The sequence below is a fragment of the Streptomyces filamentosus genome (genome assembly GCF_014654895.1).
Taxonomy (GTDB): Bacteria; Actinomycetota; Actinomycetes; order Streptomycetales; family Streptomycetaceae; genus Streptomyces; species Streptomyces filamentosus.
Genome location: NZ_BNBE01000001.1, coordinates 1,904,421 through 1,918,039, shown reverse-complemented (window position 1 = coordinate 1,918,039; position 13,619 = coordinate 1,904,421). Strand labels below are relative to the sequence as shown.

Here is a 13,619-nt window from a genome sequence, read left to right as displayed (position 1 = left end):
CGCGAGATGCGCTGGTGGGACCTGCCGGAGGTGCTCGCCCTGGAGGCGGACCTCTTCCCCGAGGACGCCTGGTCCGAGGGGATGTTCTGGTCGGAGCTGGCGCACGCGCGCGGCCCCCGCGCCACCCGCCGGTACGTCGTCGCCGAGGCCCCCTCCGGGGAGCTGGCCGGCTACGCGGGCCTGGCGGCCGCCGGCGGGCTCGGCGACGTGCAGACCATCGCCGTCTCCCGCGCGCAGTGGGGCACCGGGCTCGGCGCCCGGCTCCTCACCGACCTGCTCCAGCACGCCACCGCCTTCGAGTGCGACGAGGTCCTGCTCGAAGTGCGCGTGGACAACACCCGGGCGCAGAAGCTGTACGAGCGCTTCGGCTTCGAGCCCATCGGCTTCCGGCGCGGCTACTACCAGCCGGGCAACGTCGACGCGCTCGTGATGCGACTTATCGTTCAAGGAACTGGGACTGAGATCTGATGGCTGCTGACGAACCGCTGGTGCTCGGCATCGAGACCTCCTGCGACGAGACCGGCGTCGGCATCGTCCACGGGACCACCCTCCTCGCCGACGCCGTGGCCTCCAGCGTCGACACCCACGCCCGCTTCGGCGGCGTCGTGCCCGAGATCGCCTCCCGGGCCCACCTGGAGGCGATGGTCCCGACGATCGAGCGGGCCCTGAGGACCGCGGGGATCTCCCCGAAGGACCTCGACGGCATCGCGGTCACCGCGGGCCCCGGCCTCGCGGGCGCGCTCCTCGTCGGTGTCTCGGCCGCCAAGGCGTACGCCTACGCCCTCGGCAAGCCGCTGTACGGCGTCAACCACCTGGCCTCGCACATCTGCGTGGACCAGCTGGAGCATGGCCGGCTGCCCGAGCCGACGATGGCGCTCCTGGTCTCCGGCGGGCACTCCTCGCTGCTGCTGTCCTCCGACATCACCTCCGACGTCCGCCCCATGGGCGCGACCATCGACGACGCGGCCGGCGAGGCCTTCGACAAGATCGCCCGCGTCCTCGACCTGGGCTTCCCCGGCGGGCCGGTCATCGACCGGCTCGCCAGGGAGGGCGACCCGGCCGCCATCGCGTTCCCGCGCGGCCTGAGCGGCGCCAAGGACCCCGCGTACGACTTCTCCTTCTCCGGCCTCAAGACCGCCGTGGCCCGCTGGATCGAGGCCAAGCGGGCGGCCGGCGAGGAGGTGCCGGTCCGGGACGTGGCCGCCTCCTTCCAGGAGGCCGTCGTCGACGTCCTCACCCGCAAGGCCGTCCGGGCCTGCAAGGACGAGGGCGTCGACCACCTGATGATCGGCGGCGGCGTCGCCGCGAACTCGCGGCTGCGGGCGCTCGCCCAGGAGCGCTGCGAGCGGGCCGGGATCCGGCTCCGGGTGCCCCGGCCGGGCCTGTGCACCGACAACGGCGCCATGGTCGCCGCGCTCGGCGCCGAGATGGTCGCCCGCAACCGCACCCCCTCCGACCTGGAGCTGTCGGCGGACTCCTCGCTGCCGGTGACCGACCCGCACGTCCCCGGCGCCCACGGGCACTCCCACGACCACGACCACGTGCACGAGGTCAGCAAGGAGAACCTGTACTCGTGAGGGTCACGCTGATGTGGGAGGCCCGGGCCGTGCAGGACCGGGGCCCCGAGCTCCTGGAGTGGGCCCGGGCCAGGGCCCGGGAGCTGGCCCGCGAGCCGCTGCGCCGGGAGGTCTTCCGCGCACCCCAGGACCGGGTCCTCGTCCTCACCTGGTGGGACGCGGAGGAGCTCGGCGCCGAGCTGCCCGAGCTGCCGGAGCCGGACGCCGGACTGATCACCCGTCCGGTGCACCGCTGGCGCTTCGAAGCGGTCGAGTGATCGGTCGAACAGGCGAAAGAGTTCGCCGATCGGGCAACCTTTCGATCTGATCGGGCATCCCACAGCCCGTGAAGAAGCAGATCGTGATGTGGGCGGCGCTGACCGCGGTGACGCTCCTGATGACGGGCTGCACGGCCGCGACCCCGCCGCCGGCCCCGGCGACGCCCCCGGCGGCCCCCGCCACGGAGCGGCGGGCCGCCCCGCCGGAACCGGCCCCCGCCCCCGGGGCGGCCCGGACCGCCGCGTACCGCAAGTGGGGGCTGGAGCCCCTGGCCGCGCCGCCCGCCCCGCCCGCCGTCAAGCCGGTGAAGCGGGCGCCGGGCGGGCCCGTGCCGGTGATCAGCGACATCCCCACCCGGGAGAAGGTCGTCTTCCTCACGATCGACGACGGGGCCGAGAAGGACCCCGGGTTCGTGCGGATGATGGACGAACTCGGCGTCCCCTTCACGATGTTCCTCACCGACTCGGTGATCAGCGGGAACTACGGCTACTTCGACCCGCTCGTCGCCCAGGGCCACGGCGTCGCCAACCACACCCTCACCCACCCGAACCTGCGCACCCTCCCGCAGGAGGCCCAGCGCCGCGAGATCTGCGGCCAGCAGGAGCGTCTGAAGAAGCGTTACGGCACCGCCCCCCGCCTCTTCCGGCCGCCCTTCGGCAACTGGAACGAGGCCACCCGCGCGGCGGCCGGCACGTGCGGCGTCGACGCGATCGTGCTCTGGCGCGAGTCCATGCAGATCAAGAACATGCAGTACCAGCGCGGCGACCGGAAGCTCCACCCCGGCGACATCGTCCTCGCCCACTTCCGCGGCCCCGGCGAGCTCAAGGGCCGCACGATGACCGAGATGACGGCGACGATGCTCCGGAAGATCCAGGAACAGGGCTTCACGGTGGCCCGTCTGGAGGACTACGTCTGACGGGGCCGTGCCCAGAGGGGTCCGGTACGGCTCCGAGGGCCCGCGCGGGGGGCCGGGAGGCCACGGCCTAGGGTTCTGGCCATGTCCCCGCGCGCACCCCTGCCCCCGCCGCCCCCGCCCGCCGAGATCCGGAGCTGGCCCGACCGGGAGGCGCTGCTCGCCGACCGGGCGCGGGCGCTCGACGCACTGGGGCGACGGCTGCTCGGCGGCGGCCGGTTCGCGCTGTTCGCCGGCACGGTGCTGCTGCTCCAGCTCGGCTGGGGCATGGTGGGCGTGACGCTCGTCGGCCTCGGCACCGGCGCGATCCTCGACCCGATCACCTTCTTCGTCGGGCTGGTCGTCTCGGTCCTCGGCGCCGGGGTGATGGTGCCGGGCCTCTGGCTGGCCGTACGCGGGGTGCGACAGGACCGGCTGGCGCGCGAACGGCTCGCCGCCTGGGCGGCGTTGGACCGGGACCGGGCGGCGGACGCGCGGCTGCGCCGGCCCGTCCCGAGCGCCCTGTGGATGGTGGTCTCCGCCGTCCTGTGCGGGCTCGGGCTGTGGCTGGGCTTCGCCGTGCCCGCCGGGGCGGACCCGGCGGACGGCCGCGGCCCCGTCGCGTACGGCATGGGCGTCGCCCTGATCTTCTGGATCAACGGCCTGATCGGGCTGTCCAAGGCCGTCGGGCATTACCGGAGGGCGATCAGGACGGCTCCGGCCGGACGGGCCGGCCGATCAGCATCGTCGGGGCCCCCGCGACACGGGTGAGCAGCACCGTCGCCGAGTGGGGGCCCTTGGGCTTCACCTTCCGCCGGATCTCCTCGGGTTCGACGGCCGAGCCGCGCTTCTTCACGGTCAGCACGCCGACCTCCCGCTCGCGCAGCAGGGCCTTCAACTTCTTCAGGTTGAAGGGGAGTTCGTCGGTGATCTCGTAGGCCGAGGCGTACGGGACGTGGGTCAGGACGTCGGAGGTGACGTAGGCGATCGTCGCGTCGACCAGGCCGCCGTCCAGCTCCTCGGCGACCTCGGCGACCAGATGGGCGCGGATGACGGCGCCGTCCGGCTCGTACAGGTAGCGGCCCACCGGGCGGACCGCCGGGTCGGGCAGGCCCCGGCCGGTGAGGGCCGCCCCGGACGGCAGCAGCGTCGCGCGGCGCGCGCCCGGCTCCGTGCCGAACCAGAGGACCGCCTCCTTCACGTCCCCGCCGTCCGAGATCCACTCGGCCTCGGCCTCCTCGGGCACGGTCTCGTGCGGGATGCCTGGGGCGATCTTCAGGGCCGCGCGCGGCGCCCCGCGCGCGGTCTCCACCGCCCAGGAGAGCGGCGGGGAGTACGCCTCCGGGTCGAAGATCCTGCCCCGGCCGCCGCGCCGCGCCGGGTCCACGAAGACGGCGTCGTACGGGCTGGTGTCGATCTCGGTGACGTCGGCGCAGCGGACCTCGACCAGGTCCGAGAGGCCCAGCGCGGCGGCGTTGGCGCGGGCGACCTCGGCGGTGAGCGGGTCGCGGTCGACGGCCAGGACGGAGATCCCGGCGCGGGCGAGCGCGAGCGCGTCGCCGCCGACGCCCGAGCACAGGTCGGCGACGCTGCCGACGCCGAGGGCCTTGAACCGGGCCGCGCGGTGGGCGCCGACGGAGGCGCGGGTGGACTGCTCGACGCCGTTCGGCGTGAAGTACATGCGGTACGCGTCCTCGGCGCCGAACTTCGCCACCGCGCGCTGCCGCAGCCGGGCCTGCCCGAGGGCCGCCGAGACCAGCTCGGCGGGGTGGTCGCGGCGCAGCCGGGAGGCGATCGCCAGCTCCTGGGCGGGGTCGTGGTCGCGCAGGGCGGCGAGGAGCGTCTGGCCCTCGGGGGAGAGCAGGGCGGCGAAGGAGGCGAGGTCGGTCACCGTTCCATTGTCCCTGTGGGCCGGGCGGGGGACGGTGGGGCCGGTACGGCGGTGTCGCGGCCGGGCGGGCGGGTCGCGCTGACAGGATGCGGCGCCATACCGGTCGTACGACAAAAGGAAGAAACGATGGCAAAAGGCCGCTCCCGTCGTGTCCTGGGTGCCGCGCTCCTCGTCGCCGCGCTCGCCTCCACCGCGGCCTGCTCGGGCGACTCCGGCTCCGGCTCCGCCGGTTCCCCGGGCGCCCCCGCCCCCGCCGCCGGCGGGCAGGCCCCCGCGAAGACCGCCGCCCAGCTCGCCCGCGAGAAGAAGGCCGCGCTGGCGAAGCGGCGGGCCGTCCGGGCCGCCGCCGCGAAGAAGTGGGGCCTCAGGCTCACCCCCCTCGAAGCCCCCGCCCCGCCGAGGACCAAGCCGAGGATCACCACCCGGAAGGGCTTCGAGACCGACGGCGAGGGCCTCCCGCCCGTCTTCACCACCGTCCCCACCAAGGAGAAGGTCGTCTTCCTGACGATCGACGACGGCGCCGAGAAGGACCCCGCGCTGCTCCGGATGATGTCCGAACTGGACATCCCCTACAGCGCCTTCCTCAGCGACTACGTGATCGGCGACGACTACGGCTACTTCGCGAAGATGCAGAGGTCGCGGCCGGAGGGGGTCTCCCTCCACAACCACACCCTCCACCACAAGTACTTGCCCGGCCTCTCCTACGCGCAGCAGAAGCGCGAGATCTGCGGCATGCAGGACGTCATCGAGAAGAAGTACGGCAAGCGCCCCGAGCTCTTCCGGCCGCCGTACGGCAACTACAACGAGGACACCCTGCGCGCCGCCAAGTCCTGCGGCGTCAAAGCCGTCCCGCTCTGGGCGTCCGAGGCCTTCCCCGACCACATGGAGTGGCGCGAGTGGGACCGGGACCTGCACCCCGGCGACATCGTCCTGACCCACTTCCGCGGCGAGGAGGACTGGAAGGGCAGCATGCCCGACATGATCCGCCGGGCGATGAACGTCATCACGGCCAAGGGCTACGCGGTCGCCAGGCTGGAGGACTACGTATGAGCCGGTCCGTGGGGGGCGTGCTCCTCGCCGCCGCCCTGCTCCTCGGCCTCACCGGCTGCGCCTCCGCCGTCGACCCGCTGGAACGCCTCGGCCGCAAGGCCGTCGAACGCGTCGGCGACCACGACGCCGACGGCGGACCGGTGAGGGCGGAGGGACGCGTTCCCTAGGACCGTCCCCGGCGCGTCCCCCAGGTGCGTCCCCTGGCGGAGGACGAGGAACGCCACCAGCGCGGCGAGCAGCCCCGCCGCGCACAGCTGGGTCCCGCCCGCCGCGCGCCAGCCGTGGCTCCGCAGGGCCCAGCCGGTCACCGCCACGACCGCGGCGAGCCCCGCGAACCACCAGACCGGCACCCAGTCGACCGGCGCGGGCCGGGGGTGCCGGGGGTCGGCGGCCCCCATGTTCCGCAGGGCCGCCAGGACCATGGTCATCAGCGTGCAGAGGGCGTCCGCCACCAGCACCACCACGGCGAAGGAGACGTCGAGGGCCGGGCGCACCCGGCGGGGCCTGGAGGACATCACCCCCGCACCTTCGTACGGAACCCCTGGATCCGCTCGCGCGTTCCCCGGATCGAGACCGAAACGGGGCGCCGGCGTGCCCTCCGGAAGCCGCCACGGGGTGAGGAATTGGCACTCCGCTTGACCGAGTGCTAATCGCGGTCATAGTCTCGGCCCTGGCACTCCCCACTGGAGAGTGCCAACACAGCGACGGGCAGGTCCGGCACCCGCGACGACGGATCCCGCTGGTCGCGACCCCAGACAGTTAACCCCGCGAGATCTCCGAAGGGGGAGGTCGGATCGTGACGACCGCCAGCTCCAAGGTTGCCATCAAGCCGCTTGAGGACCGCATCGTGGTCCAGCCGCTCGACGCCGAGCAGACCACGGCCTCCGGCCTGGTCATCCCGGACACCGCGAAGGAGAAGCCCCAGGAGGGTGCCGTCCTCGCCGTGGGCCCGGGCCGCTTCGAGAACGGCGAGCGCCTGCCGCTCGACGTCAAGGTCGGCGACGTCGTGCTCTACAGCAAGTACGGCGGCACCGAGGTGAAGTACAACGGCGACGAGTACCTCGTCCTCTCGGCCCGCGACGTGCTCGCGATCATCGAGAAGTAAGAGACGAGCAGTACCTGCTTTGAACCGCGCCCCTGACCCCCTGATTCCACGGGCGTCCGGGGCGCGGTTTGTTTTCCCACACGATTTCCGAGAGGGCTGAATCGCTCCCATGGCGAAGATCCTGAAGTTCGACGAGGACGCCCGTCGCGCCCTTGAGCGCGGCGTCAACAAGCTGGCCGACACGGTGAAGGTGACGATCGGCCCCAAGGGTCGCAACGTCGTCATCGACAAGAAGTTCGGCGCCCCCACCATCACCAACGACGGTGTCACGATCGCCCGCGAGGTCGAGATCGAGGACCCGTACGAGAACCTCGGCGCCCAGCTCGTGAAGGAGGTGGCGACCAAGACCAACGACATCGCGGGTGACGGCACCACCACCGCCACCGTCCTCGCCCAGGCGCTCGTCCGCGAGGGTCTGCGCAACGTCGCCGCCGGTGCCTCCCCGGCCGCCCTGAAGAAGGGCATCGACGCCGCCGTCAAGGCCGTCTCCGAGGAGCTCCTCGCCACCGCGCGCCCGATCGACGACAAGTCCGACATCGCCGCCGTCGCCGCGCTCTCCGCGCAGGACCAGCAGGTCGGCGAGCTCATCGCCGAGGCGATGGACAAGGTCGGCAAGGACGGCGTCATCACCGTCGAGGAGTCCAACACCTTCGGCCTGGAGCTGGAGTTCACCGAGGGCATGGCCTTCGACAAGGGCTACCTCTCGCCGTACATGGTCTCCGACCAGGAGCGCATGGAGGCCGTCCTCGACGACCCGTACATCCTGATCAACCAGGGCAAGATCTCCTCCATCCAGGACCTCCTGCCCCTCCTGGAGAAGGTCATCCAGGCCGGTGGCTCCAAGCCGCTGCTGATCATCGCCGAGGACGTCGAGGGCGAGGCGCTCTCCACCCTCGTCGTCAACAAGATCCGCGGCACCTTCAACGCCGTCGCCGTCAAGGCGCCCGGCTTCGGTGACCGCCGCAAGGCGATGCTCCAGGACATGGCCACCCTCACCGGTGCCACCGTCATCGCCGAGGAGGTCGGCCTCAAGCTCGACCAGGCCGGTCTGGACGTGCTGGGCACCGCCCGCCGCGTGACCGTCACCAAGGACGACACGACCATCGTCGACGGCGGCGGCGACTCCGCCGACGTCGCGGGCCGCGTCGCCCAGATCAAGGCCGAGATCGAGACCACGGACTCCGACTGGGACCGCGAGAAGCTCCAGGAGCGCCTCGCGAAGCTCGCCGGCGGCGTGTGCGTGATCAAGGTCGGCGCCGCCACCGAGGTGGAGCTGAAGGAGAAGAAGCACCGTCTGGAGGACGCCATCTCCGCGACCCGCGCCGCGGTCGAGGAGGGCATCGTCTCCGGTGGTGGCTCCGCGCTCGTCCACGCCGTCAAGGTCCTGGAGGGCAACCTCGACAAGACCGGCGACGAGGCCACCGGTGTGGCGGTCGTCCGCCGCGCCGCCGTCGAGCCGCTCCGCTGGATCGCCGAGAACGCCGGCCTGGAGGGTTACGTCATCACCTCCAAGGTCGCCGAGCTCGACAAGGGCCAGGGCTTCAACGCCGCCACCGGCGAGTACGGCGACCTGGTCAAGGCCGGCGTCATCGACCCGGTGAAGGTCACCCGCTCCGCCCTGGAGAACGCCGCCTCCATCGCCTCCCTGCTCCTCACCACCGAGACCCTCGTGGTGGAGAAGAAGGAGGAGGAGCCGGCGGACCACGGTCACGGCCACGGTCACGGCCACTCCCACTGAGGCCACCGACCGAACCACCGAGGCCCGGTGTCCCCGCGCGGGGACACCGGGCCTCGGTGTTCTCTCCCGAGACGGCCCCGACGGCCAGGGCCGTCGGGGCCGTCAGGGCTCGACCGCGCCGAGCTGGTTCATCAGTCCGAGCAGGTCGTACTGCCACCAGCCCTCGACGATCTTCCCGTCGTCGCGGAAGCGGTGAACGGTGGTCCCCGTCATGGTGACCTCCATCCCCGTCGGCTGGAGCCCCATGAAGTCCCCGACGTGGGAGCCCCGCCAGGTCCACCGGGTGCACACGCGGTCGCCGTCCGCGAGCTGGTCGTCGACGGCGAAGCCGAAGTCGAAGCCCCTGCGCCACTCCTCCACCTCGCGCCGGACCGCGTCCAGTCCGATGGCGTCCTGCGGGTTCGTCGGATCGTGGTCGTGGTAGCCCTCGGCGAGCAGCGCGTCGAGCAGCGCCAGGTCCGAACCGTCCGCGAAGCGCTCGAACAACTGGCGCGCGTTCGCCTTGTACAGCGCCTCGTCCCGGACCACGTCCAGGTCGGTGAAGGTCGGCATCTCGTCGCAGAGGGCGACCATCTCCCGGAAGATCCGGTCGGTCTCCGGCAGCTGCGAGTTCCGCATGGCCACGTCGTACGAGGGGAACTCGACGATCTCCACGACGTGCGAGGCGTCGGACCGGTCGGTCCCGACGATGCTGTGGGTCGCGGTCCGTTTCCCCCGGGTCTCCTCGACCCACCGGTCCATGAGCCGGTTCAGCTCCTCGACCCGACTCGTCCTGCAATCGATGATCTGTACGAAGGTCATGGCCGCCTCCTGGCCCGGTTCGGGCCCTTCCATTTTAGGTCCGGCCGATCGGGGTGTCCTGGCAGCATGGGGGCGTGGAACGGGGAATCAGCGTCGACAACAGTGCCGGGAACGTGGTGATCGGCGACAACAACGTGGTGGGAGCCGCCGCGTGGCCACCGGTCCGCTCGGCCTACCGCAAGCGGGTCCTCATCAATGCGCCATCCCAACTTGTCGACAGAGAGAAAGAGTTGGCGGAACTCGCCGCCTTCTGTCTCGCAGGGCGAGGTTACGCGTGGTGGCGGGCCGACGCATGGGCCGGAAAGACGGCACTGATGGCGTGGTTCGCCCTCCACCCGCCCCAGGGCGTGCGCGTCGTCCCCTTCTTCGTCACCGCCCGCTGGTCCTTCCAGAGCGACGCCGAAGCCTACGTCGACGTCGTCCTCGAACAGCTCGCGGAACTGGCCGGCCAGGCACTGCCGGCGATGCTCACCCCTGCGACCAGGGAAGCCCACCTGCTGGACTTGTACTCCCTGGCCGCTCAGGTTTGTTCCGAACGCGGCGAACGGCTCGTCCTTCTCGTCGATGGCCTCGACGAGGACCGGGGGGTGACGACAGGATCTGAAGCCCACTCGATCGCGGCACTTCTCCCATACGACATCCCCGTCGTGGTCTCCGGCCGCCTCAACCCGCCCCTTCCGCCGGACGTCCCCGAGGATCACCCGCTCCAGGACCCTGGAATCGTACGGGTCCTCGCTCCGTCCTCGGCCGCTCGTGCGATCCGCTCCGAAGCCGAGCGCGAACTCAAGGGCCTCCTGATGGCGGGGGGCCTCCCGCGCGACCTGCTCGGCCTGCTCACGGCGGCGGGTGGTGGCCTCACGGCGGACGACCTGGCGGAGCTGACAGGGGAGGGGCAGTACCAAGTCAGGGACCTTCTGCGTACGCGTACTGGTAGAACGTTCGTGCGGGTCGGTGAGGTGTACCTTCTCGCGCACGAGGAGCTCCAGAGCCTGGCGGTGGAGATGATCGGGCCGCGGGGCGTGGCCCGATACCGGGACGTTGTGCATGTGTGGGCGGAGCGATGGGGCTCCCGGCACTGGCCGGAGGAGACTCCCGCGTACCTTCTGCGCGGCTGGTTCTCCCTGCTGAGGGACACGGGAGACCTGGGGCGGATGCGGCGCTGCGCGCTCGACGCCGCGCGGCATGACCGGCTCCTCGCCGTGACGGGTGGGGACCGGGCGGCCCTGACGGAGATCGAGGCGACGGAGGCCGCCCTTATCGACGGGGGCGTGCCGGACTTCCTCGACTTCCTGCGACTCGTGGTCGCTCGCGAGGAGCTCGTGAATACGAGTGACAACATTCCGCCGACATTGCCATGGGCATGGGCGAAGCTGGGCCGGTACGACCGGGCGGAAGGACTCGCCCGCAGCATCGTCCTTGACGAATGGCGGGCGCTGGCGCTTGTAGATGTCGCGAAGGAACTCCATCGCGTCGGCCGCCGGTCCGACGCCGGTGCGTTGTTGAGCGCCGCGCAGGAAGCTGCGGAGCAGGCTGACGACACGTTCGGATCCGAGCGGGATTGGGCCCTGCAAGCTGTCAGTCGTGGGTGGATCCATGTCGGCTTTCACGACAAGGCAGTCGAGTGCGCTCGACTGGTGGAGGCCCCGTGGCTGCGGGCGGAACTGCTGTGCGAGGTGTCCCGGGCGTGGAGAGCGTCCGGAGAGCGCGATCATGCCCTCTACCGCACCGAAGAGGACATAGTGGCCCGGGTGCTCCTGCTGGCCACAGCAGCCGTGGGACATGCCGAGCGGGGCGACGTCGACGAGGCCCTTCGGCTTGCGGGAGAGGCGGGGCCCGGGGAAGAGGCGCTGCCGTTGGCCCACATCGCATCGGCTCTCCTGCGGGCCGGTGACAAAAGGGCGGCTGGGATCCTGGACCGGATGGAGGCGGCGCTCTGCGCGTCGCCCGTTCTCCCCGGTGTGGTCGAGGCGCTGGCGAAGGCAGGCGAACACGGGCGGGCCATGACGGCCGCCGAGCGGTTCGACGAGCCCGAATCACGTGACTGGGCCGTGTGCGACGTGGTCGCGGCCCTGATGGCGGCGGGGCAGGTGGACCGGGCTCAGGCGCTCGCGGAGTCGATCCAGGACCCGGGGGCCCGGGCGTCCGCCCTGTGTGAGGTCGTGGCCGGTCGTGCCGTGCGCTCTGCGGCCGATGAAGCGGACGGCCTAAGCACCGCCGTGGAGCTGGCCCGCTCCCTCGATGAACCGGCGGGAAGGGACCGGGCCCTTCGCGCCGTGGTGGAGGCATTGGCAGAAGCCGGCGACTTCGATCGGGCGGAGGCCCTCGCGCGTGCGCAGGCCCCGTATCCGACGCTGTCGCGGGAGCCACTGGGTGTCGTCGTCGAAGCACTGGCACGCTCCGGTGATCTGAGCCGAGCGCGTGGGATCGCGCCTGACGTCCCTTTGGGCAATGGCAGGTTCGCCCTGGTACGAGGTGTGGTGACGGCATGCTCTGACGGCGCTGGATCACCTGAGGCCGCCGCTGTCGCGGCGGAAGTCGTGGCAGATGCGGAACGTCAGGCCAGGTCTGAATCCTGTGCCGGACACCTTGACTTCTTCCATACCGCTCTTTCCCTGGCGAAGGGAGGGTTCGACGACCTGGCCCGTGATCTGCTGCGCGGTTTCGAGGGCCGGGGTGGGCTCGCGAGGGCTTCCGACGAGGGCGAAAACGATTCGATTGGCTGGCAGATCCATGCGGCTTCGACGATCGAAACCCTGGTTCGGCTGGGGGAGTTCGACCGCGCCCACACGCTGATACGCCGACTCGGAGGCGGTCCAGCGACTTACAGGGCGGTGCTGCAGTCGATGCAGCACCTCTGCGGCGAAGGGTTGTTCACGCAGGCGGAGGCACTCGCGGCAGCCCTGGAAGCTCAGGCGGGGGAGGGCCTGTGGGAAATACTGGCCAAGGGCGTGGCTGAGCACGGGGATGCAGCATCAGCGGAGCCGTACGCGCGCCGGGTCACCACGGCGCATGGCCGCGTCGATGCCTGGACCGCAATCGCGGTAGCCCACACGAAGGCAGGTGAGGAGGAGCTGGCCCGTGTCTGTCTGGACGAAGGACTGTCCCACTACGAACAGACGCCCTACGCCTTCATGAGCATCCCGGGGGTGCTCCGCGCTTTTTTCGCACTCGGCGAGTGGGACGCGGGAGATGCCTTGCTCGCGGACGTCGTCTCCAGGACGAAGAACACGTCCGACTGGGCCGCCTCCGTACTCCTTACAGAGACAGTCCGCGCCCTTGTGGCAGAGGACGAGTACGACCGTGCACGTGCTTTCCTCCGGTCCCTCCCGGACGATGCCGGCACCCTCCTTGTGAGGATCACGATGGTTCTTGCCCTCGCGGAGGCCGGGGAACGCGACCGGGCGACTGCCGAGATACAGGCGAAGGGGCTGCTCGCCGATGCGGAAGACGCCGACAGGATGCCGTTCGGGCTCGGCAGGCTGGTCCGGGTCGTCAGTCCCTCTGACGGGCGAGTGCTTCTCGCGCGGCTTTTGCGCAGGCACAGCCTTGAGGATCTTCTCGACGATGTCCTGTACCTCGAACCCGCCGCTGCTCCCTTCGTCTTCGAGTGGTGCACGGCCAAGGCCACGAACCGGGCGTGAACCCGGTTCGCATCGGTGAGGAATCCCTGGGCGACTCCTCGGACTCGTAGTCGGCTTCTTCCAGAACGCCGGCGGCGGGACTGGCCATGCCGAACTCCGCGTCCGCCTCGTCCGGACCCCGTTTTCGCACGTCAGCTGGTGGGACGGTGCCTCCGCGCGCGTCGACGCAGCGCCCGGCGGTCCGACCACGCGGTGACCAGCGCCTGGACGGCCATGGTCGCGGCGAGGGAACCGGCCGCGAGCATGAAGGTGCCGACCGCGTAGAGGCCGCTGGCGTCGTCCGACCAGTCGTAGAACGCGGCGATCGTGAGCCCCGCCGAGGTGCCGACCGCACCGGCCCGGCCGTGCCCCCGCACCGCCGTCCACGCCACCGGCAGCAGCAGGGTCAGCACGAGCCCGACGCCCTGCCAGGTCTCGTACGGGCCCGTCTCCGAGCCGTCGGGGTGCACGTCGCGCTCCTGGTCCCAGCCCATCCAGGCGGCCCAGGCGGCGATCGCGACCAGGGCCGTCAGCAGGCCGGCGGCGGAGAGGGAGGCCTTGCGGCGGAAGATGCGGTCCATGCCCCGAGAATCGGGCATCCGGCCGCGCCCGGACAGGGCGCGGCGTACTCAACCCTCCCTGAGTACCGCCCCGTCCGGCCCTGGGTACGCCCCTCCGGGCACGCCC

Annotated in this window: 13 protein-coding genes; 9 read left to right on the top strand and 4 right to left on the bottom strand. The window is 71.4% G+C overall.

Features of this window, described 5'->3' with window-relative positions; all coding sequences use genetic code 11:
* Window positions 1-6: 6 nt before the first annotated feature.
* The 5 genes from rimI to IE326_RS08320 all read left to right on the top strand — a co-directional run bounded on the left by rimI (window position 7) and on the right by IE326_RS08320 (window position 3,498).
* Entirely contained in the window at window positions 7-468 is a 462-nt protein-coding gene (rimI, locus tag IE326_RS08340; protein WP_030750192.1) for a ribosomal protein S18-alanine N-acetyltransferase, read from the top strand.
* Window positions 468-1,577 (top strand): tRNA (adenosine(37)-N6)-threonylcarbamoyltransferase complex transferase subunit TsaD, encoded by a 1,110-nt coding sequence (gene tsaD / locus IE326_RS08335; RefSeq protein ID WP_190041191.1) that lies wholly within the window; start codon window positions 468-470, stop codon window positions 1,575-1,577. The genes rimI and tsaD overlap by 1 nt, the downstream gene beginning before the upstream one ends.
* An 11-nt stretch (window positions 1,578-1,588) precedes the next feature.
* Entirely contained in the window at window positions 1,589-1,834 is a 246-nt protein-coding gene (locus IE326_RS08330) for a hypothetical protein (RefSeq protein WP_190042185.1), read from the top strand.
* A gap of 68 nt (window positions 1,835-1,902) precedes the next feature.
* On the top strand, window positions 1,903-2,751 hold the full coding sequence (locus tag IE326_RS08325; RefSeq protein ID WP_229915251.1) for a polysaccharide deacetylase family protein: 849 nt from the start codon (window positions 1,903-1,905) through the stop codon (window positions 2,749-2,751).
* Window positions 2,752-2,832: 81 nt separating this feature from the next.
* The gene (locus tag IE326_RS08320) at window positions 2,833-3,498 is read left to right on the top strand and encodes a hypothetical protein (RefSeq protein WP_150230809.1); all 666 of its coding nucleotides are present in this window, start codon (window positions 2,833-2,835) and stop codon (window positions 3,496-3,498) included.
* Here IE326_RS08320 and IE326_RS08315 read toward each other — a convergent pair.
* On the bottom strand, window positions 3,434-4,618 hold the full coding sequence (locus IE326_RS08315) for a THUMP-like domain-containing protein (protein ID WP_229915250.1): 1,185 nt from the start codon (window positions 4,616-4,618) through the stop codon (window positions 3,434-3,436). The two genes, IE326_RS08320 and IE326_RS08315, sit on opposite strands and share 65 nt — an antisense overlap.
* A gap of 126 nt (window positions 4,619-4,744) precedes the next feature.
* On the opposite strand from IE326_RS08315, the gene IE326_RS08310 reads away from it, so the two are divergent.
* On the top strand, window positions 4,745-5,668 hold the full coding sequence (locus IE326_RS08310; protein ID WP_150230813.1) for a polysaccharide deacetylase family protein: 924 nt from the start codon (window positions 4,745-4,747) through the stop codon (window positions 5,666-5,668).
* Here the strand turns inward: IE326_RS08310 and IE326_RS08305 are convergent.
* On the bottom strand, window positions 5,659-6,183 hold the full coding sequence (locus IE326_RS08305) for a DUF6234 family protein (RefSeq protein WP_190041189.1): 525 nt from the start codon (window positions 6,181-6,183) through the stop codon (window positions 5,659-5,661). The two genes, IE326_RS08310 and IE326_RS08305, sit on opposite strands and share 10 nt — an antisense overlap.
* Before the next feature lie 281 nt (window positions 6,184-6,464).
* Here IE326_RS08305 and groES point away from each other — a divergent pair, with 281 nt between their 5' ends.
* Complete coding sequence (gene groES, locus IE326_RS08300; protein WP_004955293.1) at window positions 6,465-6,773, top strand: co-chaperone GroES; 309 nt, start codon at window positions 6,465-6,467, stop codon at window positions 6,771-6,773.
* Between the two features lie 109 nt (window positions 6,774-6,882).
* Complete coding sequence (groL, locus tag IE326_RS08295) at window positions 6,883-8,511, top strand: chaperonin GroEL (RefSeq protein ID WP_150230817.1); 1,629 nt, start codon at window positions 6,883-6,885, stop codon at window positions 8,509-8,511.
* A 102-nt stretch (window positions 8,512-8,613) separates the two neighbouring features.
* On the opposite strand, the gene IE326_RS08290 is transcribed toward groL, so the two are convergent.
* Entirely contained in the window at window positions 8,614-9,312 is a 699-nt protein-coding gene (locus tag IE326_RS08290; protein ID WP_150230819.1) for an ester cyclase, read from the bottom strand.
* A 74-nt stretch (window positions 9,313-9,386) separates the two neighbouring features.
* On the opposite strand from IE326_RS08290, the gene IE326_RS08285 reads away from it, so the two are divergent.
* Window positions 9,387-12,953, top strand: a complete 3,567-nt coding sequence (locus tag IE326_RS08285) for a hypothetical protein (protein ID WP_190041188.1) — start codon at window positions 9,387-9,389, stop codon at window positions 12,951-12,953.
* A 131-nt stretch (window positions 12,954-13,084) separates the two neighbouring features.
* On the opposite strand, the gene IE326_RS08280 is transcribed toward IE326_RS08285, so the two are convergent.
* On the bottom strand, window positions 13,085-13,513 hold the full coding sequence (locus IE326_RS08280; protein WP_150230823.1) for a hypothetical protein: 429 nt from the start codon (window positions 13,511-13,513) through the stop codon (window positions 13,085-13,087).
* Between the last annotated feature and the right edge of the window lie 106 nt (window positions 13,514-13,619).